The sequence below is a fragment of the Lentzea sp. NPDC005914 genome (assembly GCF_040629405.1).
Taxonomy (GTDB): domain Bacteria; phylum Actinomycetota; class Actinomycetes; order Mycobacteriales; family Pseudonocardiaceae; genus Lentzea.
The window spans coordinates 59,575-83,644 of record NZ_JBEXVQ010000006.1 but is presented as its reverse complement, the minus strand read 5'-3'; the positions used below and the strand labels follow the sequence as shown (position 1 = coordinate 83,644).

Here is a 24,070-nt window from a genome sequence, read left to right as displayed (position 1 = left end):
TCTGGCCTCCATTAGATGGTTATCCGGACGGAGGGGGAGAGATCAGCCCCAAGGGGTGTCGTCGTCCCACGGGGTGTCGTCGTTCGGGATGGCGGGGAGCGTGATGGCCTTTCCCCACGGCGCGTCGTCGTCGGAGGTGGTGATGCCACGACCCCACGGGGTGTCGTCGCTCGCGATGACAGCGCCCGATGTGGTCCCGCCCGGGCCCGTCTTGCCCCAGGGGGTGTCGTCGGCCTGCGCGGTGCCGGAGAAGAGGGAAAGTGCCAGGGCCGCGGGGACGGCGGAGAGAACCAGAGCGGCTGCGGTCGTCTTGCGGATCATGTCGGCCTCCTCATACTTGGTCGGACCTTGGCTTCGAGTTGTGCTTCAGACACCTTCGAGTGGTGTCTGAGAACGAAGTTAGAAGTGCCGCCCATCGCGGCTCTATCGCGCACCCACCGCGTATCAATCGGCCGTGATGGCGGGACTGAAGTGGCCAATTGAGACGCCTCAACAGCTGATCCGCCACTCAGCAAACTGGTGTTACTACGCAGGGTGGTGGCTTATCCGCGGAATTAGGTGCGGTGTACCGCAATGGTTGGGTGCGGTTAGCGATCCGAACGAACGGCTTGTGCCGCTCGGAGTAACCCCGATCAGTCGTTCAGGCTGCTTGGCACCATGACGTACGATCGTCGTGAAGCCGCCACCGACACCTGTGAATTCTCGGGCACACGTACTGCTTGATCTGCCCTCTTGTTCCCGTTTGGATCATCTCCAAATGAGATGCCTATTGAGATCGGGCGCATTATGGTGGATCGTGCACTGATGCACAAGAAGGATCTTGACAGTTTTCCCTGCCAGGTCTAACTTTAGAGATCATCACCATCCGAGTGACCGTCTGTAGCTGATGCTAACGGGAGGTCAAACGTAAGATATGAAACATTTTCATACTGTTAACCCGATCTTGAGGTGACGCCCTGGGAGTGCCTTTTTTCGCGTCTTCGGCCGGATTGCGCGACGTGTGTGACGCCGCATCCGTAAATGCAATTCCGTCACGGAAAATCCGTAGCGGTAATCGTCCGGAGCGTGAGGTGTCGGGGCTTTGCGAGAGATAAAGGCGCGAGGGGTCGTCCGTCATGAGCTCCGCCCCCGATGAGAAGCTGATTTTCAAGCTGCTCGGCCCGATCGAGGTCATCGGCCCCGAGGAGCAGGTTCAGGTACCCCCAGGACGTCAGCAGACGATCCTGGGCGCTCTGCTGCTCGAAGCCAACCGCGTGGTCAGCATGGATCAGCTGATCGACCTCGTCTGGGAGCACACCCCGCCGTCGACCGCACGGGCGCAGATCCAGATCTGCGTGTCCGCGCTCCGGCGGGAGTTCGCGAGGGTCGGCGTCGACGCCCAGATCGAGACCCGTCAGCCCGGCTACCTGCTGCGCGTCGCCGGTGACAAGATCGACACCTTCCTCTTCGAACGCCGCGTGGCCGACTCCGACGCCGCCGTCCGCCAGGGACGCATGGAGGAGGCCTCGGCTGTTCTGCGTCAGGCATTGGCGTTGTGGCGGGGCCCCGCGCTCGGCGGCGCCGCGGCCACCTTGCAGAACAAAGCATTACGTCTGGACGAGAAACGCCTGTCGGTGCTCGAGAACTGCATCGACATCGAGTTGTTGCTGGGCCGCCATCACGCTCTCATCGGTGAATTGCAGAGCATGGTGACCGAACACCCGCTGCGGGAACGCCCGCGCGGCCAGCTCATGCTCGCGCTCTACCGTTCCGGCCGTCAGTCCGAGGCTCTCGACGTCTATCGCACCGGCCGTGACCTCTTCATCGAGCACCTCGGCCTCGAGCCGAGCGACCAGTTGCGCAAACTCGAGACCGCGATCCTGACCGACGACGAGGTACTGCGCCTCGACCAGGAGAAGGCAGTCCCGGTCACCGTGCAGAACGTCGTGTCACCGCACCAGCTTCCGGCCACCATCTCGGACTTCATCGGCCGCCAGGACGTCGTGGCACGCGCCGAGACCGTGCTGTCCGGCGACCACATGACGATGCCCGTGGTGAACATCTCGGGAAAAGCGGGTATCGGTAAGAGCGCTCTCGCGGTCCACGTCGCGCACCGGGTCGCCACCGAGAAGTACCCGGACGGCCAGCTCTACTGCGACCTGCGCGGCACGCAGGCCCTACCGGCGACCCCGGCCGAGGTGCTCGGCCGGTTCCTGTCCGCTCTGGGCGCCGTGGGTTCGACGTTGCCCGATGGTGTGGACGAGCGCGCGGACATGTACCGCAGCATGCTCGCCAACCGCCGTGTGCTGGTCGTTCTCGACGACGCGGGCAGCGAGTCGCAGGTGCACCAACTGCTTCCGGGCTCACCGACGTGCGGCGTGGTCGTCACGAGCAGGACCCGGTTGACCGGTCTCGCCGGATCTCATTTGGTCGACGTCGACTTCATGGACTCCGACGACGCGCTCGAGCTCCTGGGCCGCATCATCGGCACGCAACGCCTGGAGAGCGAACCCGTTGCGGCATCAGCATTGGTGGATGTCGTCGGAGGTCTGCCCCTGGCGTTGCGCATCATCGGAGCACGACTCGCGGCTCGCACGCACTGGACGCTGGCCTCGATGGTCGGACGTCTCGCCGACGAACGCCACCGCCTCGACGAGCTGGTGCACGGCGACATGGTCGTGCGCGCCAGCCTCTCGCTCACCTACGACGGCCTGGAGCCCGACACGTGCCGGGTGATGCGGCTGATGTCGTTGCTGGAGGCGGAAAGCCTGCCGGTCTGGACGGCCTCCGCGCTCACCGACGACGAGCGCCACCGCGGCTTCGACCTGCTGGAGCGCCTCGTCGACGCCCAGCTGCTGGACGTGGTCGGCAGCGACGTGACGGGCCTGCCCCGCTACCGCTTCCACGACCTGATTCGCTTGTTCGCCAAGGAACAGCTCGCCGTGCACGAGTCCCCGGCGACCCAGCTCGCCGCCGTCGAACGCGTGGCCGGCGGCTGGCTGGCGATGGCCGAGCAGGCCCACCAACGCCTCTACGGCGGCGACTTCACGGTCCTGCACGGCAACGGCCGGCGCTGGCAGCCGCACGCCCCGTACCTGGACCAGGTGCTGCAGGACCCGTTGGGGTGGCTGGAAAGCGAGCGCCCCAACATCTGCGCGGCCGTGCTGCAGGCGGCCGACGCGGGCCTGGACGAGCTGTGCTGGGACCTCGCGATGACGCTGGTGACGTTGTTCGAGACCCGCAGCTACCTCGACGACTGGCAGCAGACCCACGAACGCGCCCTGGACGCCGTGCGCAAGGCGGGCAACAAGCGCGGCACCGCGGCCCTGCTGTGTTCGCTGGGTTCGTTGCACCACAGCCAGCGCCGCATGGAATCCGCGCGCGCCGCCCTGGAACCGGCGCTGGAGCTCTTCACCGAGCTCGACGACTCCCACGGCCTGGCCCTGGTGCGCCGGAACCTGGGCCTGCTGGAGTACAACGAGGGACGCCCCGAGGTCGCGACCCGCATCTTCGAGCAGTCGCTGGCGGGCTTCAAACGCGTCGGCGACGTCGTGGGCCAGGCCTACGTGGTGTCTCAACTCGCGCAGCTGTCGCTGGACCGCGGCGAACACGAGCTGGCGGTGGGCCAGCTGCGCGGCGCTCTGGGGATGTGCCGGGAGATCTCGAGCCCGCGTGTCGAGGCCCAGGTCCTGTACCGGCTCGGCGGCGCCATGCTGGTGCAGGGCCGCTACGAGCAGGCGCAGCAGCTCATCACGTCGGTGCTCGGCATGGTGCAACGCTCCGGCGACACCGTCGGCGAGAGCTACGCGCTGCACTCGCTCGGGCTGATCCACGGGCGGATGCGGATGTTCGCGGAGGCCGGCCGGCTGCTACGGCGCGCGATCCGGTTGTGCGAGGAGAACCTCGACCGGGTGGGGGCGGCGCGGATCCGGCTCGACCTGGCGCAGCTGGTGTCGCAGCGGGGCGAGACGTTCCACGCGATCGCCATCGTGGAGCAGGCGATGATGACGTTCCAGGAGCTGCGGCTGGCGCTCTGGGAGAGCAAGGCGCTGGCGGTGCTGGAGAAGATCACTGCCGAGAACCCGCTGCCGGCCGCCGTCACGTTGAACGGCGGCGCGCGCTAGGGCTGATGTCCGGGCAGGGTGCAGGCAGACGCTGCCCAGTCGCGGCCGCCCCGGGCCAGTCGCCGTTCGGGCTGTCGTGCGGGCGTGAGCCGCTTCTGCACGGCGCCAGTGCTTAGCGTGTGCGGCCGGAAGGCTCCCGCCGCCGTCCCCTTCGGCTGGCGGCGTGCGATGCCGCGACTACGTGGTCGGAACCAGCGAGTCGATCATCTTCTGCAGCTCGGCCTCCTTGGGCATCGGCGGGTTCGTGCCGCCTCCGCCACCCTCCAGGTCGCCGTTCACCACCAGCACGTGCAGCTTGCTGCTGCCGTTGAGCATCACGACCTTGACGACGCCCTTGCTCGCCAGGCACTTGTTGGCGGTCTGGGTGACGGTGGCGTCGACCTGCACGCCCTCGATGGTGACCTTGTTGCCGTCCTTCTGGGTGTGCTGGATCTTCACCGCCTTGGGCTGGGTGAGCGCGACCTGGGGCTCGCCACCGGAGGCGTAGAACTGCGTCGCCACGGCCTTGGTGAAGTCGGTGGCGGTCTGGTTGATGTCGCCCTTGGGCAGCAGCGTGCCGCCGTTGGTGCCCTTGGTGTACGCCTTGCTCTCGCAGCTGTAGTCGCCGTACGTGGTGACGCCGGACAGCGAGATCCCGGGGAACTTGTCGACGGAGATCCTCGCGTCGGCCACGACGTCCCAGTTCTTCGGGACCTCGTAGTTGTAGCCGAGCGTCGTCTCGACGCACTGCATGTCGTCGTTCTTGCACTTGCCGCTGGTGGGCTGCGAGGAGGCGCTGGTCGGCGTGGACGGGGTGTTCTGCGCGTTCGGGTCGCCCGAGTCGCGCGAGAGCAGGAACCACGTCAGGCCACCGCCGGCGAGCAGCACCAGCACGACGGTGGCGAGGACCAGCCAGAGCGTCTTCTTGCTCTTCGGCGGTTCGCTGTCGAAGCCGCCGTAGACGCCGAGACCGCCGTACTGGCCGTAGCCCTGCTGCGGGAAGCCGCCCTGGTCGGTGTAGCCGCCCTGCTGCGGGAAACCGCCCGTCTGCGGGTAGCCGCCGGTCGGGTAGCCGCCGCCGGGGTAGTCACCCTGCTGCTGGCCCCAGCCCTGCTGCTGGTCGTTCCAGCCGCCCTGTCCGCCGCCACCTGGGTAAGTCACGCGCCAAACGGTACCTGGTGGGTCTGACAGGGATTTAATTCATCATGCGTTGACTTCCAGGGCGAGCCGGGCGTAGCGTGCCCGTTAAATTCAACGTGTGATGAACAAGTGGAGGCCCGTGATGCGCACCGCGCTGGTCACCGCCGTCGCAGGCACGGTGGTGGCGTTTCTCCTGGGACTGCTGACGTTCGGCGTGCAGGCGACCGTGCACCCGCACGACGTCCCGCTCGCCGTGGTGGCGCCTCCGCCGATCGCGGAACGCGTCAAGGCCGCCGACTCGGCCGAGGTCGACATCAGGGTCGTGTCCGCCGCCGAAGCTCAGACCCTGCTGGCGGACAAGGACGTCTACGGCGTCCTGGAAATCTCACCCGGTCAGGCGACGATCCGGCTCAACCCGGCGGTCAACCCGTCCGGCACGCAGGTCGCGCAGCAGGTGCTGACCGGCGTCGCGCAGGGTGCCGGGTTGCCGGTCAAGGTCGAGACGCGGGCCGTCACCGCCGCCGAACGCACGGCGCCGCTCGCCGCGAGCGCGCTGCTGTGGGTCGGCGGCATGATCGCCGGGCTGCTGTTCGTGGTGCTGAAGGGCCGGCGCTTCAGGTGGCTGGCGGCGTTGACCACCGCGGTCCTCGTGGAGGGTTCGGTGGTCGGACTGCTGGCGTGGTGGGGCGTCACGTTCACCGCGGAGGCGCTGACCTTCATGCTCGCCGTGGCGGTCTCGTTCGCGCTGCTGCAGGCGGGGCTGTTCAAGCACCTCGGCATCCGCGCGATGGGCGTGCTCGGTGTGCTCTACCTGATGGCGCCCGCGGTGGCGGGTCAGGTGCCGGAGCTGCTCAACCCGGCTTACAGGGCAGTCCTCTGGTCGTGGACGCCGTTCAGGTTCTCCACGGAAGGCCTGCGCAGCCTCATGTACGACGGCTCCATCAGCACCGAGTGGTGGGTGTTCGGCGGGATCGCGCTCGTCGGTCTCGTGCTGCTTGCCATGAAGAAGACCGAACTAGCCGGCGAGGAAGCTCAGCCGGACCGTGCGGACGGGGTTGTCGACGTTGGTGTCCACGAGGCAGACGGACTGCCACGTGCCGAGCACCAGCACACCGCCTAGCACCGGGATCGTCGCGTAGGGCGGCACCAGCGCGGGCATCACGTGGTCACGGCCGTGGCCAGGGGTGCCGTGCCGGTGCCGCCACTTCACGTCGCGGGGCAGGATTCGTTCCAGCGCGGTCAGCAGATCGTCGTCGCTGCCCGCGCCCGTCTCGATGATGGCGACGCCGGCGGTCGCGTGCGGCACCCACACGTGCAACAGGCCGTCACCGTTCTCACTGCTGAGGAACCTCTCGCACTCTCGCGTCAGGTCGTGCACGACCTCTTCGGCACCGGTGCGGATTTCGATCTCCTCGCTGCGCATGGCTTCAGATCTTACGAACCACCCGTGCCGGGTTGCCGACCGCGAGCACGTGATCAGGCAGATCACGCGTCACGACACTGCCGGCGCCGACCACCGTGTTGCTGCCGATCGTCACGCCGGGACACACGATCACGCCGCCGCCGAACCACACACGATCCCCGATGACGATCGGCGCGGTCGTCTCCCAGCCCTCGATCCGCGCGTCGTGGTCCTCGATCGGGTGCAACGCCGTCAACAGCTGCACGCGCGGGCCCATCATCACGTTGTCGCCGATGGTGACCGGGCCGCAGTCGAGGATGATGCCGTCGTAGTTCATGAAGCTGTTCGAGCCGATGCGCGTGTTGTAGCCGTACTCGATCTGCAGGCGCGGCAGGAACGTCGTGTTCTCGCCGATCTCCGCGAGGAAGCCCTTCAGGATCGCGTACTGGCCGTCGAGGTCTTCCGGGTCGTGCGCGTTGAACCGGGCCATCTCCCGCCAGGCTCGCCGGCGGTCCGCGTCCAGCTCGGGGTCCACCGCCAGGTAGGGCTCGCCGTTGATCATCTTCTCGCGGTTGGTTCCCATGGGACGTCAGTATTGTCACGGCATGCGCGTGCTCTTCGCCAGCATGGCCGCGGTCGGCCACACCTATCCGTTGATCCCGTTGGCGCTCGCACTGCGCGACGCCGGGCACGAGGTCCACTTCGCGGTGGGCGACGAAATGCACCCCGAGCTGACCAGGCTGGGGCTGCGGCCGTTCCGCCCCGGCCTGGTGTTCGGCGAGATCTACGCCGAGGACATCGCGCCCGAGCTGGAACGGGTGCTGCCGGACCTCGTGATCAGCGGGTGGGCCGTGCCTCAGGTGTACAGGGAGGCGCGCAGAAGGGCGTTCCCGGTGCTGTGGCACGGGTTCGGGCGGATGTTCGACGAGGGGATCGGGCTCGCGCGGCCGGAGGGTGGACGGCACCTCGACATCTGCCCGCCCTCGTTGCAGGACAAGGGTTTCACCGCGGACCGGATCCTGCTGCGACCGGTGGCGCATCAGAGCCCGGGCGAGGTTCCGGCACGCACGCACGAGAAGCTGATCTACGTCACGTTCGGGACCGTGTTCGGCAGCGAGGACCTGCTCGCGAAGGCGGTGGCGGGGCTCGGGTCGCTCGACGCCCAGGTGGTGGTCGCCGGACCGGGCAGGTGGCTGCCGCAGGCCGAGGTGATCAGGCAGGCGGACGTCGTCGTGCACCACGGCGGCAGCGGCACGATGCTCGCCGCTCTGGCCGAGGGGGTCCCACAGGTCGTGCTGCCGCAAGGAGCAGACCAGTTCGGCAACGCCAAAGCGCTCGTAGAGAGCGGTGCGGGCGTGCGGCTGGACGCGGTGAGTGCCGAGGCGGTCGCGGAGAGCGCACGACTGGTGCTCGTGGACGGCAGCCACCGGGAAGCCGCAGGTCAGATCGCGGAAGAGATACGTCACATGCCTTCGCCGCAGGAAGTTGCGGACAGTCTGGCGGACGTTGTGTAACACTGTTTTTTATGAAGGCAAGCCGCCTGCGCTTCGGGATGAACCTGTGGCCGCCGTTCCTGTTCGCCGGGATCCGCGTGCAAGAGATCTCGCCGGACTACCGGTACGCGCGGGTCAAGATGCGTCTGCGCCCGTGGAACCGCAACTTCTTCGGCACCCACTTCGGCGGCTCGCTGTTCGCGATGACCGACCCGTTCTGGGTGTTGCTGCTGTTCAACCAGCTCAAGGGTCAGCACGTGGTGTGGGACCGGGCCGGCGAGATCGAGTTCGTCGAACCCGGCCGCGGCACGGTGTACGCGGAGTTCCGGCTCACCGACGAGCACGTCGGGCAGGTGCTGGACCGGACGGCGTCCGGCGAGAAGGCCTTGATCTGGTTCGAGACCGATGTCGTCGGGCAGGATGGAACCGTGATCGCACGGGTGAAGAAGCAGGTCTACGCGCGCCGCAAGCGCGACAAGCAGCTCGCGCATGCGTGAGGCCTTCGGGGCGGTTTTCGACGTCGAGCCGGGTTACCTGAACACGGCCTCGATCGGCGTGCCCCCGCGGCACGTCGCCGACGCGGTCGCGGCAGCCCACGAACGGTGGCGGCGCGGCCAGGACACCTCGTCCGACTTCGGCACGGCGGTCGAGACGTCGCGTGAGGCGTTCGGCCGGGTGGTCGGGGTGCCCGCGACGTCGGTCGCGTGCGGCGCCACGGTCTCGCAGTTCGTGTCACTGGTCGCGCGGGCGTTGCCGAAGGGGTCGAAGATCTTCGTCCAGCCGGGCGAGTTCACCAGTGTCACGCTGCCGTTCGTCGCGGCCGGGCACGAGATGGTGTCCACAGTGGACGAATGTGATCTCGTCGCGGTGAGCGTGGTCCAGTCGGCGGACGGCGCGGTCGCGGACCTGGAGGCGTTGAAGGCATCCGGCAAACCGGTGGTGCTGGACGTCTCGCAGGCCGCCGGGTGGATGCCGCTGTCGTTGGCGTGGGCCGATTTCGTGGTCGGCGTCGCGTACAAGTGGCTGATGGCACCGAAGGGCGCGGCCTGGATGGCGGTGCGGCCGGACCGGATGGACTTCCTCGAACCGGTGGCGGCGAACTGGTACAGCACCGGGGAGAACTACGGGACCGAGCTGGTGCTCCGTTCGGACGCGCGGCGGTTCGACCTCGCGCCGGCGTGGTTCGCCCATGTAGGTGCCGCCGTGGCGCTGCCGTGGGTGGCGTCGCTGGACCTCGCAGCCGTGCGCGCGCACAACGCGAACCTGACGGATCACCTGCTGACCGGACTGGGGCTCGAACCCAACGGCTCGGCCATCGTCTCAGTAGACGTACCCCACGTTTCGGGTGTCGTCTCCTCTGTTCGCGCAGCTCGCACACGGTTCGCATGTCACCTCTACAACACGGTCGAGGACGTGGATCGGGTGCTCAAAGCGCTTGGCTGACCGCCGTCCGTTACCGTGGGTCCTTGTGTCGGAACCACGCCAGTCACCTGAAGAGGTGACCCAGAACATGCCTCGCTTTCCACCGAGGCCGACCGACACCGCGCCGCTCTACCCGGCCGACGAGCTGATGAAGCTCCAGTCGATCATGGACAACCGCCAGGGACAGCTGCCACCACAGCCTCCTCGGAAGAGGACGTGGGTGGGCAAGGCTCTGGCGCTCGTCGGCGTCGCGGTGGTGTCGGGGTTCGTGTGGTGGGTGTTGCAGCCAACCGAGCGAATCGACCAGCCGGTCGCGCAGCCGCAGAAGACCGCGGGGGAGTTCGAGTTCAGCACCGTGCCCGAACTCCCGGAGCCGGTGAAGGACAGCGACTGCGCCGCCCACGCGACGAGCCAGACGCAGGCGTTCTTCAAGACCACGCCGTGCCTCCAGCTCACGCGCGCCTTCTACACCGCCAAGCTGCAGGACGGGCGCACCGTCTACTCGTCGGTGTCCGTGGTGAAGATGAAGACCGCGGCCGAGGCGAAGGCGTTGCGCGAGCTGACCCAGAAGGACGGCACCGGCAACGTCAAGGACCTGGTGCTGGACAAGGCGATCAGCGTGCCGCCGCTGACCACGCTGGCCAACGGCGGCTATGCCTCCGAGCAGCGCGACCAGCTCGTCGTGATCGTCGAGTCGGACTCCCCGAACCGCGGAACCGACGCGCTCGCGCACAACAAGGAGATGAAGAAGGTCTCCGCCGACGCGATCAGGCTCGCGTCCTCGTTCGGCAATTAGCCCGAAGCGACACCCGGCATCGTGATGGATGCCGGGTTCGTGCCGGCCGCCTTGCGCCACCGGGTCGCCCGCACCGCCGCCGTCGTCAGCGCGTCCAGCGCCGAAGTCCGCAGCGTCGCCTCGTCCGTGCGCTCCAGAACCCCGTGCCACGCGGCGCAGGTGTCCTGCTCGACAGCGATGAGCGCGGCCAGCGCGGAAGGCCCGTCGGAGACCGGGGCGGGCGGCAGGTAGGCGGCCGCCGGCGGGTTCGGCGTCGCGCCCTTGTCCCGCAGCCACCGCTCGGTCGTGTCGCGGCGTGCCCGGTGCGCGTTCGCACCCTCCGCGACGGCGGCGGCCTGGTTGCCCAGGAACGCCGACACCAGGCCGTAGGTCCACAACGCCGCGTGCTCGGTCCCGAGCGCGGTCTGAACGGCGTCCACGGTCATGCGAGCACCTCCCTCAGCGACGCGCAGCCCGCGGCCACCGAACCGACGAGACCGGCGCGGTAGGTGGGCAGCGTGGAGACGACGGCCGAGGCGTCGCGCACGGCCTCGTCGAGCGCGGTCCGCAAGGCCGCCTGGGGGTCCGGCGGCGTGGGCGGGGCGGTGGGAGCGGGCGGGGCCGTCGAGGACAGCGGCGGGCGTTCGCGGTCGACCTCGGCCTGCAGCAGGCGGGCGTGCGTGTCACGGGCCTTGGCGATCTCCGCGGCCCCCGGAACCGCCGCGAGCGTCTGGGCCAACGCGGCGTCCGCGCGAGCCTGGGCCGCGAGTGCCGACAACGGGTCCGGCGGCGGTGGCGGCGGGGGTTCTGTGGTGCACGCAACGGCGAGCGGTGCGGCAGCCACCGCGAACAGCACGCGGCGGCGGCTGACCGATTCGGAGATCACGCGAACCCATCTTGCCAGCAGCCCTGCGGCGCGGTGGGAGGCGGGCAAAGGAGATAGTCTGGGCGTCCACGGCCGCCGAAACACCGTCGGCCGGGGTTTTCATGCGTTCGAACTGAAGGAGACACCACGTGTCCAGCCCGCCGCGCGGAGAGCTTGCCGCGCAGCTAGCACCCGTTGTGCGGGAGGCGCTCGAAGCCGCCGGCTTCGACCTCGACGCACTCGACGTGAATCAGGCTGGGCGCCGCCGTCTGGTCAAGGTCGTGGTGGACGGCGAGGACGGCATCGGGCTCGACGAGGTCGCCGAGGCGAGCCGTGTGGTCTCCGCCACGCTCGACGAGCACGACCACATCATCAACGGGCCGTACACCCTCGAGGTCACCTCGCCGGGTGTCGACCGCCCGCTCACCCGCCCGCGCCACTGGAAGCGCGCGCACCTGCGTCTCGTGAAGATCAAGCAGCCCGAGAAGGCCGAGTGGTTCGGCCGGGTCGGCGAGTGCGACGAGACAGGTGTCGAGTTGCTGCACAAGGACGAGCTGCGACGCGTGGAGTACCGCCACATCGAACGCGCGGTCATGGAGATCGAGTTCAAGCAGCCGCCGGTCGAGGAACTGGCTCGGCTCACTCGGAAAGCACCGAAGGAGGAGCCGAGGTGAACGTCGACATCGCCGCCCTGAGGGCGATCGAACGTGAAAAGGACATCCCCTTCGAGACGGTCCTGGAGGCGATCGAGTCAGCACTGCTGACCGCCTACAAGCACACCGAAGGACATGCCACGCACTCGCGCGTGGAGATCGACCGCAAGACCGGCGTCGTGCGCGTGCTCGCGCAGGACCTGGGCCCGGACGGCGCGGTGCAGGAGGAGTGGGACGACACTCCGGAAGGCTTCGGCCGCATCGCCGCCACCACGGCGCGGCAGGTCATCCTGCAGCGCCTGCGCGACGCCGAGCACGAGCGCACCTTCGGCGAGTTCGCCGCCAAGGAGGGCGAGATCATCGCCGGTGTCGTGCAGCGCGACGCCCGCGCGAACGCCCGCGGCATGGTCGTCGTGCAGGTCGGTGACACCGAGGGAGTGCTGCCGCCGGCCGAGCAGGTGCCGGGCGAGCAGTACAACCACGGCGAGCGCATCAAGTGCTACGTCGTGAGCGTGTCCCGCGGTGCGCGCGGACCGCAGATCGCTCTCTCGCGCACGCACCCGAACCTCGTGCGGCGGCTGTTCGCCCTCGAGGTCCCGGAGATCGCGGACGGCACCGTGGAGATCCCCGCGGTGGCACGTGAGGCAGGTCACCGTTCGAAGATCGCGGTCAAGTCGACGGTCTCCGGCGTGAACGCCAAGGGTGCCTGCATCGGCCCGATGGGTGCCCGTGTGCGCAACGTCATGCACGAGCTCGGTGGCGAGAAGATCGACATCATCGACTACTCGGACGACCCGGCCACTTTCGTCGGGAATGCTTTGTCCCCGGCCAAGGTTGTGTCCGTACGGGTGCTCGACGAGCGCGCCAAGACGGCTCGCGTCGTGGTGCCGGACTTCCAGCTGTCGCTGGCGATCGGCAAGGAGGGGCAGAACGCCCGTCTGGCCGCCCGCCTGACCGGCTGGCGCATCGACATCCGCAGTGACGCGGAGGCTCCGGCCGCCGGAGCGGTCACATCCAGTTCGGCCGAATGAGCTCCAGGGGATAGACTCATCAACGGTTCAACGTCGGGTTCGGTCACCCAACACATCGGCCCTGTTCGTACGTGCATTGGATGCCGCGCCAGGACGTTGCCCTCTGAGCTGCTGCGTGTGGTCGCGGTGGACGGTTCGGTGGTTCCGGACCTCCGCAGGCGACTTCCTGGTCGGGGTGCTTGGTTGCATTTCGATCTCGAATGTCTCCGCAACGCCGAGCGGCGACGGGCGTTCTCGCGGGCCTTCCGGGTCCAGGGAGCACTCGACGTCGCTTCGTTGCGCGAGCACATCGAGCAGTACGGGAAAATGATCGAGGGACAGCCTCTCGATCCGCAGGAAACAAGGAAGCAGGTCGACCCGTCATGAGTCAGCCGTGAAGCTGAAGACATGAACGCGCGACGTTAAGACGAGGTCGATGGGACTTGCCCGCCGACCTCACAACAGAGGAGTGCAGTGGCAGGCAAGGCCCGCGTGCACGAGCTCGCGAAAGAGCTCGGTGTTACGAGCAAGGAAGTTCTGAACAAGCTCGCCGAACAAGGCGAATACGTGAAGTCGGCGTCCTCCACCGTCGAGGCCCCCGTGGCCCGGCGGCTTCGTGATGCCTACGAAGCCAAGTCTTCGAAGCCGGCTCCCAAGCCGTCCGCTCCGAAGCCCAAGGCACCCGCACCCGCTGCTGCCGCAGCGCCCGCCGCCCCGGCGGAGTCCAAGCCGGCAGCATCCGACACCGCGGCCACCGCGCCGAAGGCCATGCCCGGCCCGAAGCCCGCGGCCCCGCGCCCTCCGGCGCCCAAGCCCGCCGCGGCAGCTCCTGCCGCGCAGGCTCCGGCTCCCGCGGCGCCCGCACCCGAGCAGCCCCAGGCTCCGGCCGCCGCCGCACCGGCACCCGCCGCGTCGGCTCCGGCCGCTCCCAAGGCTGCCCCGGCTCCCGCCACCAAGCCGGGTGGCGGTCCGCGTCCGGGCCCGCGCCCGGCTCCGCAGGAGAAGGCTCCGCAGCAGCCCCAGCAGCCGCAGGCTCCGGCCGCGTCCGCTGGTTCTCAGCAGTCCCCGTCCGTGGTGCCGCCGCGCACGCAGTCTCCCAAGCCTGCGGGCCCGCGTGCCCCGCGTCCGGGCAACAACCCCTTCGGCGTCGGCGGGGGCAACCCTCCCGGCCCGCGTCCCGGACCTCGTCCCGGCCCGCGTCCGGAGCAGGGCGAGCGCCCTTCCGGCCCGAAGCCCGGTGACCCGCGTCCGGCCAACCCCCGTCCGAGCGGTGCGCCCGGTCAGGGTGGTCAGCGTCCGGCCGCCGCTCAGGGTGGCGGTCGTCCCGGCCCCGGCCAGGGCGGTCCTCGTCCCGGCGGTCCCGGTCAGGGCGGTCCTCGCCCCAACCCGGGCAACATGCCTCCGCGCCCGAACCCCGGCATGATGCCGGGTCGCCCGGCCGGTGGCGGCGGTGGCGGTCGCCCCGGTCCTGGTGGCGGCGGTGGCCGTCCCGGTGGCGGTGGCGGTGGCGGCGGTCGTCCCGGTGGGGGCGGCGGCGGTGGCGGCTTCCGCGGCGGCGGTGGCGGTGGCGGCGGTGGCGGCTTCCGTCCCGGTGGTGGCGGTGGCGGTGGCTTCCGTCCCGGTGGCGGCGGTGGCGGCGGCGGTGGCTTCCGTCCCGGCGGTGGCGGCGGCGCAGGCGGCGGTGCCCCTGCCGGTGGTGGCGGCGGTTTCCGCGGTCGTCCCGGTGGCGGTGGCGGCGCAGGTCGCGGCGGTACCGCTGGTGCCTTCGGTCGTCCGGGTGGTCCGGCGCGTCGTGGACGCAAGTCCAAGCGGCAGAAGCGCCAGGAGTACATGGACAACATGCAGGCGCCTTCGGTCGGTGGCGTCCGCCTGCCCAAGGGCCAGGGCGAGACGATCCGCCTTCCGCGCGGTGCCTCGCTGACCGACTTCGCCGACAAGATCAACGCCAACCCGGCGTCGCTCGTGCAGGTGCTGTTCCACCTGGGCGAGATGGTCACGGCGACCCAGTCGGTGTCCGACGAGATCCTGGAGCTGCTCGGCTCCGAGATGAACTACGTCGTGCAGGTCGTGTCCCCCGAGGAGGAGGACCGCGAGCTGCTCGAGACGTTCGACATCACCTACGGCGAGGACGCCGGCGACGAGGAGGACCTGCAGATTCGCCCGCCGGTCGTCACCGTCATGGGTCACGTCGACCACGGTAAGACCCGACTGCTCGACACCATCCGCAAGGCGAAGGTGCACGAGGGTGAAGCCGGTGGCATCACCCAGCACATCGGCGCCTACCAGGTGGAGACCGAGCTCGAGGGCAACCCGCGTCTCATCACCTTCATCGACACCCCCGGTCACGAGGCGTTCACCGCCATGCGTGCCCGTGGTGCGAACGCGACCGACATCGCGGTCATCGTCGTCGCCGCCGACGACGGCGTGATGCCGCAGACGGTCGAGGCCATCAACCACGCGCAGGCCGCTCAGGCGCCGATCGTGGTCGCGGTCAACAAGATCGACAAGGAAGGCGCCAACCCGGCCAAGATCCGTCAGCAACTGACGGAATACGGCCTGGTCGCCGAGGAGTACGGCGGCGACACGATGTTCGTCGACATCTCCGCGAAGCAGGGCATCAACATCGACAGCCTCCTCGAGGCCATCCTGTTGACCGCCGACGCTTCGCTGGACCTCCGGGCCAACCCGGACATGGAGGCCCAGGGTGTCGCGATCGAGGCGCACCTCGACCGCGGTCGCGGTCCGGTCGCCACCGTGCTGGTCCAGCGAGGCACGCTCCGCGTCGGCGACTCGATCGTCGCGGGCGACGCCTACGGCCGCGTCCGCCGCATGGTGGACGAGCACGGCGACGACGTCCACGACGCGACCCCGTCGCGTCCGGTGCAGGTCATCGGCCTCACGTCGGTGCCGCGCGCTGGTGACTCGTTCCTGGTCGTCGACGAGGACCGCGTTGCTCGCCAGATCGCCGAGCGTCGTCAGGCCCGCACTCGCAACGCTGCCAACGCCGCGAAGCGCAAGCGCGTCAGCCTCGAGGACCTGGACGCAGCACTCAAGGAAACCAGCCAGCTCACCTTGATCATCAAGGGTGACAACTCGGGTACCGTCGAGGCCCTCGAGGACGCGCTCATGAAGATCGAGGTCGGCGACGACGTCGAGCTTCGTGTGGTCCACCGCGGTGTCGGTGGCATCACCGAAGGCGACATCAACCTCGCCGTGGCCTCCTCCGCCATCGTCCTGGGCTTCAACGTCCGGGCCGAGGGCAAGGCGACCGAGCTCGCGAACCGCGAGGGCATCGACGTCCGCTACTACACGGTCATCTACCAGGCGATCGACGAGATCGAGGCGGCCCTCAAGGGTCTCCTCAAGCCGGAGTACGAAGAGGTCCAGCTCGGCCGCGCCGAGATCCGCGACGTCTTCAAGTCCTCCAAGGTCGGCACGATCGCGGGTTGCATGGTCCTGTCGGGCGAGATTCGCCGCAACGCCAGGGCGCGCCTGCTCCGTGACGGCAAGGTGATCGCGGAGAACCTCCCGATCAGCTCGCTCAAGCGGTTCAAGGACGACGCCACCGAGGTTCGCGAAGGTTTCGAGTGTGGTCTCACGCTCGGCAACTACAGCGACCTCAAGCTGGAAGACATCATCGAGACCTACGAAATGCGCGAGAAGCCGCGCGCATAGTGGCTTGATGGGGGTGCGGGGCCATTTAACCGGTGGCTCCGCACCCTTTTCTTCTGGAGGATCTTGCCCATGTACGTGGGGGCTCTGGAACTGGACGTGCTCTTGGGCGACGTCCACTCGTTGAAGGAGAAGCGCTCGGTGGTCCGGCCCGTCGTGGCCGAGCTGCGCAAGCGCTTCGAGGTCGCTGTCTCCGAGGCCGGTCATCTCGACCTGCATCGGCGCAGCTTGATCGGGGTCGCGGCGGTCGCCGCCGACCTGGAGCACGTCAGGGACGTGCTGGCCAGTTGTGAAAGGCTGGTCGCCGGACGTCCCGAACTGGAACTGCTCTCCGCCCGCACACGTTTCGTCGGGCCGGAGGACGACTAGGAAGGGGAGGCTCGTGGCCGACACGGCACGTGCCCGCAAGCTCGCGAAGCGGATCTCGCAGATCGTGGCTTCGGCTCTGGAGCACGAGGTCAAGGACCCGCGTCTGGCTCGCGTCACGATCACCGACACCAAGGTGACCGGCGATCTGCACGACGCGACCGTGTACTACACGGTTCTCGGGGAGCGCCTGGACACCGAGCCCGACTACGCCGGGGCGGCTGCCGCTCTGGAAAAGGCCAAGGGCGTGCTGCGCTCGATGGTCGGGCAGCAGACCGGGGTCCGGTTCACGCCGACGCTGACGTTCATGACCGACACCGTGCCGGACACGGCCCGGAAGATGGACGAGCTGCTGGCTCAGGCTCAGGCCGCCGACGCCGAGGTGGCCCGGCTCGCCGCCGGTGCTTCTCCGGCTGGAGAAGCGGATCCTTACAAGGCGCCTCGCGAGGACGACGAGGACTGAGTTCGTTTGCCCGGGGACCTTTCGCACGCGGAAGGTCCCCGCAGGCTGTCTATGGGATGGAAACTGTCTTGTCCGAGGGTGCCCTGCAGCACATTGAGACGGTGAACAGCTAACGTCTCCCTGTGGCAGACGACCTGAGCACCACCATTGCCGAGGCCGCGCGGTTGCTGGCCGGCGCCCGTGATGTGACCCTTCTCAGTCACATCAACCCCGACGCGGACACGCTCGGGAGTGCCCTGGCGGTGGGACTCGCGCTGCACCGGCGCGGAGTAGCGGTGCGCGTGGCGTTCGGTGAGCCCTCGACGGTGCCGGAGTCGTTGAAGGCGCTGGACACGGCCGGGCTGCTGGTGCACCGCGACGAGGTGCCCGCAGCGCCGGAGTTCCTCGTGGTCATGGACACCGGAAGCCTGCAGCGCCTCGGACCGCTGGCCGATCGCGTCGCCGCCTGCACGGGTCCGGTCATCGTCATCGACCACCACGTGTCGAACACGCGGTACGGGACGTTGCACTGCATCGACGAGCACGCGGAAGCCACGGCGCTGATCGCTTTGAAGTTGCTCGACGAGATGGACGTGGACCTCGACGAGCCGATCGCGCGGTGCATTTACGCCGGGCTCGTGACGGACACCGGAGGCTTTCGCAAGGCAGGGCCTGCCGCACACGTGACGGCGGCGCGGTTGCTGGAGACCGGAGTGGACGCGTACAGCGTCACACGGCCGTTGATGGACGCACATCCGTTCGCGTACTTGGGCATGTTGTCGCGTGTGCTGGCTCGGGCTGAGTTGGACGCGCGTGCTGCTCACGGCTTGGGGCTGGTGCACGCGGTGGTGGGCATGGACGACGCGCGCGATGTGCGGAGCGAGGAGGTGGAGAGCGTGATCGACGTGGTGCGCTCTGCCTCCGAGGCCGAGGTCGCCGCCGTCCTGAAGGAGTTGCGACCCGGGTTCTGGTCGGTCTCGTTGCGGGCCGTGAGCCGGGTCGACGTGCGTGAGGTGGCGCAGGTGCTCGGGGGCGGTGGGCATCGGCTGGCGGCCGGGTTCACGTTCGACGGGTCCGCCGACCAGGTCGTCGCCGCGCTCAAGGGCGCGCTGGAGCAGGTGGAGTCATGACGAGGACAGGAAGCCCGCGGCTGCTGCGGGAGATCAACGACCGCGCGGCCATCGAGACCTTGCTGCGCAGCGGGGCGATGACGCGCGCCGAGCTGGAGGAGGTCATCGGCCTCTCCAAGCCCGCGACCGCACAACTGCTCGCCCGGCTAGAAGAAGACGGCATGGTCGTCCGCACCGGCCTGCGCGGCGGCGGCCGAGGCCCGCGCGCACAGATGTGGGCGGTCAACGGCGGCGTCGGGCACGTGGCGGCGGTGGCGCTGACGCCGGACCTGATCGACGTGGCCATCGCGGACATCACGGGTTCGCTGCTGTCCGAGCACAGCGCGCCGATGCCCAAGACCGAGACGCTCGCCGCCTTCCGCGAGACCGTCCAGAAGGCAGCGGCCCTGGCGGGCCTGCGGCTGGACGCGCTGTCCCACGTCGTCGTGGGCACGCCCGGCGCCGTAGACCCGGCCACCGGCCACCTGGGCTTCGCACCGCACCTGCCCGGCCTGGTCGACGTCGACCTGCCCGCGACCCTGCGCGAACAGCTGGGCACGTCGGTGTCGATCGAGAACGACATCAACCTCGCCGCGCTGGAGGAGATGAGCTCTGGCAAGGCAGTGGGCGTCCGCAACTTCGTCCTGTTCTGGCCGGCCGACGAGATCGGCTCGGCCGTGGTCGTCAACGGCGTGCTGCTGCGCGGCGTCACGGGCGGCGCGGGCGAGATCGACTCGATGCAGATCCCCGGCGGCCGCTACGGCGACCAGGTGGACAGCGACGCCATCGTGAACCTGGCGTCGTCGCACGGCATCTCGGCCTCCTCCGGCCTGGAGGCGGTAGCCCACGCCCTGACCGCGGGCACCGAAGGCCGCGCGTTTCTGTCGGACCTGGCTCGTAGGATCGCTTTGGGCCTGGCGAACGTCGTGTGCGTGCTCGACCCGGAACTGGTGCTGCTGTCAGGCGGCGTCGCCCAGGCGGGCGGCGAGACGTTGTGCGAGCTGGTGTCGGTGGAACTGCTGAAGCTGGTGGTCCCGCGCACCCCGGTGCAGCTCGCACAGATCACCGCGAACCCGGTGCGCTCGGGAGCCCTGCACTCGGCGCTGGCGGTGGCGCGAGAACGCGTGTTCGGCCTGCCGCAGCGCGCTTAGGTCACACGGTCGGGTGAACGTGGCCCGGGAAGTGTCCTGAAACGCTGGTTCGGTCGCCTCGCGTATGAGGAAGCGCGTGGGGGAGCAGACCGGGGCGTGCGGCTTAGCTGTGGTGTGGCCGTGGTGTGGTCGCCGTCCTGATGGGCTCCGGGCTGGTGTGCCGTGGCCGTCGCCGTGGAGGTGCGGTGGAGGGCAGCGGTCGCTGGCGTGGCGTGGTCACTGGGCCGCGGCAGGAGCCCGCGTGGGCCACGTGCGCCAGGTTGAGCCGCTGCGCGGGCGTGGTTGTCGGTGGGTGGCGCGGCATCGGTAGCAGGGACATGGTGCTGCGGCCGGGTTGGCCGGTCGCCGCCGGCGGGACGAACGGTGCCCGGCAACCCGCGGCAGGGTTGAGTTGCCCATGCTCGCGCGGGCTTGTCGCGTGTCGTCGACGGTGCTGGCCATGGGGGTGCTGGCCAGGTGCGACTGGTCGTGATCGTTTGTGGTGGGCAGGGGTTGCTGCGGCCGGCCTGGGTGCCTGTCACGTGGGCCTGCAGGGTCGGCTGAGTGGTGTTCGGTGACGCGCAAAAGGGTTGCGGCGCCGCGGGCTCGCTGCGTCGACGTCGAGGCCATCGCTCGGGCTGCCTCCACCGGGGTCGAGCGTCGCGAACCGGCGCGCGAGGTTGCGTGCGCTGAGGCCGTCGCCGATGGGGCGTGGGCTGCGTCGATGAGGCGGATTTGGCGCGGACGCTGGTGGGTCTCGCGGGATGGACGGGTGGCCGTCGTCACCGGCGGAAAGTTGCGCTGACCACCTAGGTTCGACGTGTGGAGGATCGGGTTCCCGCTCGGCGGGTCATCGGGCTGGCCGTGCCTGCCCTGGGGGTGCTGGCGGCCGAGCCGTTGTACGTGCTGGTCGACACGGCGGTGGTGGGGCATCTCGGGGCGTTGCCGTTGGCCGGGCTGGCGCTTGGCGGGGTGTTGCTGACGCAGGTGTCGACGCAGCTGACGTTTCTCTCGTACGGCACCACGGCGCGTACGGCTCGGTTGCACGGGGCCGGGCGGCGGCGGGAGGCCGTTGAGGAAGGGGTTCAGGCCACCTGGCTGGCATTGGCGGCTGGGCTGCTCGTGGTGGTGCTCGGGCAGGTGTTCGCGCGGCCGTTGGCGGAGTTGCTCGCTGGTGGTGGGGCGGTGGCTGACGCGGCGGTGGAGTGGGTGCGCATCGCGTTGTTCGGGGCGCCGTTCATTCTCGTCACGATGGCCGGCAACGGGTGGATGCGCGGGGTTCAGGACACCAGGCGGCCGCTCAAGTACATCCTGATCGGCAACGGGATCAGCGCGGTGATGTGTCCGGCGCTCGTGTACGGCGCTGGGTGGGGGCTTGAGGGGTCGGCCGTCGCCAACGTGGTCGCGCAGGTGCTGGCGGCGAGCTTGTTCTTCAAAGCGCTCATCAGTGAGAAGGTGCCGCTCACGCCGCACTACCAAGCCATGCGCGCGCAGCTCGGCATGGGGCGTGACCTCGTGTTGCGCAGTTTGGCGTTCCAGGCGTGCTTCATCAGTGCGGCTTCGGTGGCGGCGCGGACGTCGGTGGCGGCCGTGGGGGCGCATCAGGTCGTGTTGCAGTTGTGGACGTTCCTGGCGCTCGTTCTCGACTCGTTGGCGATCGCGGCGCAGTCGCTGGTGGGCGCGGCGCTCGGGGCCTCGAACAAGAAGCAGGCCGAGAAGCTCGCGTGGCAGGTGACGCGGTACGGGCTGGTGTTCGGGATCGGGCTCGGGGTCGTGTTCGCCGCGCTGGCAACGGTTCTGCCGCACGCGTTCACGTCGGATGCGGGCGTCCTGAGGGAAATCCCCAACGCGTGGTGGTTTTTCGTTGCGCTGCAGCCGATCGCGGGTGTGGTGTTCGCGTTGGACGGGGTGTTGCTGGGCGCCGGCGACGTGAAGTTCATGCGGACGGCGACGCTCGGGTCGGCGGTGGTCGGGTTCCTGCCGCTGGTGTGGGCCTCGTATGCGTTCGGGTGGGGGCTCGCCGGGATCTGGACCGGGCTGTCGGCGTTCATGGTGCTGCGGCTGGTCGCGGTGGTGTGGCGGACGCGCTCGGGGGACTGGGCCGTCGAGGGCGCGGTCAGGTAGCGCGGGTGGGTGAGGCGGGGCACACGGGCAAAACGCCCGAACGGGCGCTGTGTCCGACCTCACGGCATGAAACCGTTACCAAGAAGGTTGTTTAGGCGATGTAACTAATGTCTGCCCGCCTCTGACCTGGGAGTGTGTTGTCTTGCCGTCGGTCGATCGCGCCACCCGCAACGCGTGGCTGATCTGGACCACCGCCGTTCTCGTCTACTTCGCCGCCGTCTTCCACCGCAGCACGCTCGGCGTGGCCGGGCTGGAAGCGAGTGAGCGGTTCGGGCTCGGACCCGCGCAGCTCGGTGTGTTCACCGTGCTGCAGATCGGTGTCTACGCCCTCATGCAGATCCCGACCGGTCTGCTCGTGGACCGCTTCGGTCCGCGCAAGATCCTCACCGTCGCCGCCCTGCTCATGGGCACCGGCCAGGTGCTCTTCGCCGTCGCCGACTCGTACGCGCTGGGACTGACTGCCCGCGCCGTGCTGGGCATGGGTGACGCGATGACGTTCATCAGCGTGATCCGGATCGTCGCGGCGCACTTCCCGCCGCGCCAGTACTCGCTCGTGGTCGCGGTCACGGCCGCGTTGGGCGGTGTGGGCAACCTCGTCGCCACCGTGCCGCTGACGCTCGCGCTCGGCTCGATCGGGTGGACCTGGGCGTTCCTCGTCGCGGGTGGCGTCACCGCGCTGTACTCGGTCGTGGCGTTCATCAGGATCAAGGACGTGCCGCGCGACTTCACCGCGCCGAAGCCGGAACCCGTGCCGTTCACCAAGATCTGGCCCAAGGTGCGGCAGGCGTGGAGCGTGCCCGGCACCCGGCTCGGGTTCTGGTCGCACTTCAGCACCATGTCGACGCCGGCCGTGCTCGGGCTGCTGTGGGGGTACCCGTACCTCGTGCAGGCGCAGGGCATGTCGGCCAAGGCGGCGTCGTCCACGCTCGGACTGCTGGTCATCGGCGCGATCGTGTCGAGTCCGATCGTCGGCGCGCTCTTCTCTCGCAACCCCGAGTGGCGCATGCCGATCGCGGGCTGGTTCCTGGCGTTCGCGTTCACCGGGTGGAGCGTGCTGCTGCTGTGGCCGGGCGGGCACGTGCCGGTGCCGGTCATCGCCGTCGTGTTCCTCGTGCTGACCGTGGGCGGCCCGATCTCCGGTGTCGCGTTCGCGCTGGCCCGCGACTACAACCCGTCGCACCGCCAGTCCACGGCGAGCGGCCTGGTCAACGTCGGCGGCTTCCTCGCGGTGACCGTCATGGCACTGGGCGTCGGCGTGCTGCTGGACCTCATGGAGAACGTGATGGCCCCGCAGACGGCGTTCCGGGTGGCGTTCAGCTTCTGCGTCGTTGCGCTGGTCTTCGGCGGCTGGCGGATGCTCGTGTGGTGGCGTCGCGCGCGTGCCGCGGTGTTCGAGGCCGAGGAGCGTGGTGAGACGGTGCCGGTGCAGTTGCGGCGTCGTCGCTGGGACGCCTTGCGCGTCGCTTAGGATTCCCGGCCGTGAAACCCTCTGTTGCACCGGGCCTGGTCGTCGTCGACAAGCCGGACGGCATGACCTCGCACGACGTGGTGGCGCGTGTGCGCAGGATTCTCGGCACCCGCAAGGTCGGGCACGCCGGCACGCTGGACCCGATGGCGACCGGCGTGCTCGTGCTCGGCATCGAACGCGCGACGAAGCTCCTCGGCCACCTCGCGCTCGACAGCAAGGCCTACCTCGCGACGATCGTGCTCGGCGCGTCCACCACGACGGACGACGCCGAGGGCGAAGTCCTGTCCACTGTGGACGCCTCGGACGTGGCCGACGACGCGATCGCCGCCGAGATCGCGAAGCTGTCCGGCCCGATCCAGCAGGTGCCGTCGGCCGTGTCCGCGGTCAAGATCGACGGCAAGCGCGCCTACGCACGGGTGCGTGCGGGCGAACAGGTCGATATCCCCGCACGCCCCGTGACAGTGCATCGGTTCGACGTCCTGTTCACGCGCCGTGAGGACAAGACGGTCCTGCTCGACGTGATGGTCGAGTGCTCCTCCGGCACCTACGTGCGCGCGTTGGCCCGCGACCTCGGTGCGGCGCTCGGCGTCGGAGGGCACCTGGGTGCGTTGCGGCGCACCAGGGTCGGTCCGTTCGACCTCCGCGTGGCCAGGACGCTGGAGCAGCTGGAGGAGAAGCCCGAGCTGTCGCTGGACCTCGACGCGGCGGTCACCACGGCGTTCCCGCGCCGCGAGATCGACCCGCAGGAAGCTTCGGCGCTCTCGCACGGGCAGCGGCTGCGCTCGGGCGGCATCGAGGGCACCTACGGCGTGTTCGGGCCGGACGGCCACGTCATCGCGCTGGCGAAGGACGAGGGCACCGTCTGCAAGCCCGTGGTGGTGCTGAGCCCGGCTGGCTAGGCTTCGTCCGGGGGCGCC

General features: G+C 69.2%; 23 protein-coding genes. 17 read left to right on the top strand and 6 right to left on the bottom strand.

Features of this window, described 5'->3' with window-relative positions; all coding sequences use genetic code 11:
* Window positions 1–42: 42 nt before the first annotated feature.
* Complete coding sequence (locus ABZ345_RS10255) at window positions 43–321, bottom strand: hypothetical protein (protein ID WP_359845087.1); 279 nt, start codon at window positions 319–321, stop codon at window positions 43–45.
* Window positions 322–1,115: 794 nt separating this feature from the next.
* Between ABZ345_RS10255 and ABZ345_RS10250 the strand changes: the two genes are divergently transcribed.
* Window positions 1,116–4,103 (top strand): BTAD domain-containing putative transcriptional regulator, encoded by a 2,988-nt coding sequence (locus ABZ345_RS10250; protein WP_359845085.1) that lies wholly within the window; start codon window positions 1,116–1,118, stop codon window positions 4,101–4,103.
* A 177-nt stretch (window positions 4,104–4,280) separates the two neighbouring features.
* On the opposite strand, the gene ABZ345_RS10245 is transcribed toward ABZ345_RS10250, so the two are convergent.
* Window positions 4,281–5,243, bottom strand: coding sequence for a hypothetical protein (locus ABZ345_RS10245; protein WP_359845082.1), 963 nt, complete (start codon window positions 5,241–5,243; stop codon window positions 4,281–4,283).
* 121 nt (window positions 5,244–5,364) lie between these two features.
* Here ABZ345_RS10245 and ABZ345_RS10240 point away from each other — a divergent pair, with 121 nt between their 5' ends.
* Entirely contained in the window at window positions 5,365–6,342 is a 978-nt protein-coding gene (locus tag ABZ345_RS10240) for an ABC transporter permease (RefSeq protein WP_359845080.1), read from the top strand.
* Here ABZ345_RS10240 and ABZ345_RS10235 read toward each other — a convergent pair.
* Together ABZ345_RS10235 and ABZ345_RS10230 are read right to left on the bottom strand one after the other, a co-directional pair.
* Window positions 6,238–6,645: a YjbQ family protein gene (locus tag ABZ345_RS10235; protein WP_359845077.1), complete on the bottom strand. Its 408-nt coding sequence runs from the start codon at window positions 6,643–6,645 to the stop codon at window positions 6,238–6,240. The genes ABZ345_RS10240 and ABZ345_RS10235 overlap by 105 nt on opposite strands.
* A 4-nt stretch (window positions 6,646–6,649) precedes the next feature.
* Entirely contained in the window at window positions 6,650–7,207 is a 558-nt protein-coding gene (locus tag ABZ345_RS10230) for a sugar O-acetyltransferase (protein WP_359845075.1), read from the bottom strand.
* Window positions 7,208–7,229: 22 nt separating this feature from the next.
* Here ABZ345_RS10230 and ABZ345_RS10225 point away from each other — a divergent pair, with 22 nt between their 5' ends.
* The 4 genes from ABZ345_RS10225 (at window position 7,230) to ABZ345_RS10210 (ending at window position 10,335) form a co-directional block, all read left to right on the top strand.
* On the top strand, window positions 7,230–8,138 hold the full coding sequence (locus ABZ345_RS10225; RefSeq protein WP_359845072.1) for a nucleotide disphospho-sugar-binding domain-containing protein: 909 nt from the start codon (window positions 7,230–7,232) through the stop codon (window positions 8,136–8,138).
* Between the two features lie 11 nt (window positions 8,139–8,149).
* Complete coding sequence (locus ABZ345_RS10220; RefSeq protein ID WP_359845070.1) at window positions 8,150–8,614, top strand: DUF4442 domain-containing protein; 465 nt, start codon at window positions 8,150–8,152, stop codon at window positions 8,612–8,614.
* On the top strand, window positions 8,607–9,560 hold the full coding sequence (locus ABZ345_RS10215) for an aminotransferase class V-fold PLP-dependent enzyme (protein WP_359845067.1): 954 nt from the start codon (window positions 8,607–8,609) through the stop codon (window positions 9,558–9,560). Before ABZ345_RS10220 ends, ABZ345_RS10215 begins: the two co-directional genes overlap by 8 nt.
* A gap of 67 nt (window positions 9,561–9,627) precedes the next feature.
* The gene (locus ABZ345_RS10210) at window positions 9,628–10,335 is read left to right on the top strand and encodes a hypothetical protein (protein WP_359845065.1); all 708 of its coding nucleotides are present in this window, start codon (window positions 9,628–9,630) and stop codon (window positions 10,333–10,335) included.
* Here the strand turns inward: ABZ345_RS10210 and ABZ345_RS10205 are convergent.
* Both ABZ345_RS10205 and ABZ345_RS10200 read right to left on the bottom strand, forming a co-directional pair.
* A complete protein-coding gene (locus tag ABZ345_RS10205; RefSeq protein WP_359845062.1) occupies window positions 10,332–10,760 on the bottom strand; it encodes a ferritin-like domain-containing protein in 429 nt (142 codons plus the stop codon). The two genes, ABZ345_RS10210 and ABZ345_RS10205, sit on opposite strands and share 4 nt — an antisense overlap.
* Window positions 10,757–11,200 (bottom strand): hypothetical protein, encoded by a 444-nt coding sequence (locus ABZ345_RS10200; RefSeq protein ID WP_359845059.1) that lies wholly within the window; start codon window positions 11,198–11,200, stop codon window positions 10,757–10,759. Before ABZ345_RS10200 ends, ABZ345_RS10205 begins: the two co-directional genes overlap by 4 nt.
* A gap of 128 nt (window positions 11,201–11,328) precedes the next feature.
* Between ABZ345_RS10200 and rimP the strand changes: the two genes are divergently transcribed.
* From rimP to truB, 11 genes are all read left to right on the top strand, one after another.
* On the top strand, window positions 11,329–11,853 hold the full coding sequence (rimP, locus tag ABZ345_RS10195; RefSeq protein WP_359845056.1) for a ribosome maturation factor RimP: 525 nt from the start codon (window positions 11,329–11,331) through the stop codon (window positions 11,851–11,853).
* A complete protein-coding gene (gene nusA, locus ABZ345_RS10190) occupies window positions 11,850–12,863 on the top strand; it encodes a transcription termination factor NusA (protein ID WP_359845053.1) in 1,014 nt (337 codons plus the stop codon). The genes rimP and nusA overlap by 4 nt, the downstream gene beginning before the upstream one ends.
* Before the next feature lie 18 nt (window positions 12,864–12,881).
* Complete coding sequence (locus tag ABZ345_RS10185) at window positions 12,882–13,229, top strand: YlxR family protein (protein ID WP_359845743.1); 348 nt, start codon at window positions 12,882–12,884, stop codon at window positions 13,227–13,229.
* 87 nt (window positions 13,230–13,316) lie between these two features.
* On the top strand, window positions 13,317–16,517 hold the full coding sequence (gene infB / locus ABZ345_RS10180; RefSeq protein WP_359845050.1) for a translation initiation factor IF-2: 3,201 nt from the start codon (window positions 13,317–13,319) through the stop codon (window positions 16,515–16,517).
* A gap of 69 nt (window positions 16,518–16,586) precedes the next feature.
* On the top strand, window positions 16,587–16,883 hold the full coding sequence (locus ABZ345_RS10175) for a DUF503 domain-containing protein (RefSeq protein WP_359845047.1): 297 nt from the start codon (window positions 16,587–16,589) through the stop codon (window positions 16,881–16,883).
* 13 nt (window positions 16,884–16,896) lie between these two features.
* Window positions 16,897–17,343 carry a 30S ribosome-binding factor RbfA gene (gene rbfA / locus ABZ345_RS10170; RefSeq protein WP_359845045.1) on the top strand — a complete coding sequence of 149 codons (447 nt, stop codon included), beginning with the start codon at window positions 16,897–16,899 and terminating at the stop codon, window positions 17,341–17,343.
* Window positions 17,344–17,465: 122 nt separating this feature from the next.
* Window positions 17,466–18,452: a bifunctional oligoribonuclease/PAP phosphatase NrnA gene (locus tag ABZ345_RS10165; protein WP_359845042.1), complete on the top strand. Its 987-nt coding sequence runs from the start codon at window positions 17,466–17,468 to the stop codon at window positions 18,450–18,452.
* Window positions 18,449–19,582, top strand: a complete 1,134-nt coding sequence (locus ABZ345_RS10160; RefSeq protein WP_359845039.1) for an ROK family transcriptional regulator — start codon at window positions 18,449–18,451, stop codon at window positions 19,580–19,582. The genes ABZ345_RS10165 and ABZ345_RS10160 overlap by 4 nt, the downstream gene beginning before the upstream one ends.
* 801 nt (window positions 19,583–20,383) lie before the next feature.
* A complete protein-coding gene (locus ABZ345_RS10155; protein WP_359845036.1) occupies window positions 20,384–21,685 on the top strand; it encodes an MATE family efflux transporter in 1,302 nt (433 codons plus the stop codon).
* Between the two features lie 142 nt (window positions 21,686–21,827).
* Window positions 21,828–23,153, top strand: a complete 1,326-nt coding sequence (locus ABZ345_RS10150) for an MFS transporter (protein WP_359845033.1) — start codon at window positions 21,828–21,830, stop codon at window positions 23,151–23,153.
* A gap of 11 nt (window positions 23,154–23,164) precedes the next feature.
* Window positions 23,165–24,052 carry a tRNA pseudouridine(55) synthase TruB gene (gene truB / locus ABZ345_RS10145; protein WP_359845030.1) on the top strand — a complete coding sequence of 296 codons (888 nt, stop codon included), beginning with the start codon at window positions 23,165–23,167 and terminating at the stop codon, window positions 24,050–24,052.
* Window positions 24,053–24,070: the final 18 nt, after the last annotated feature.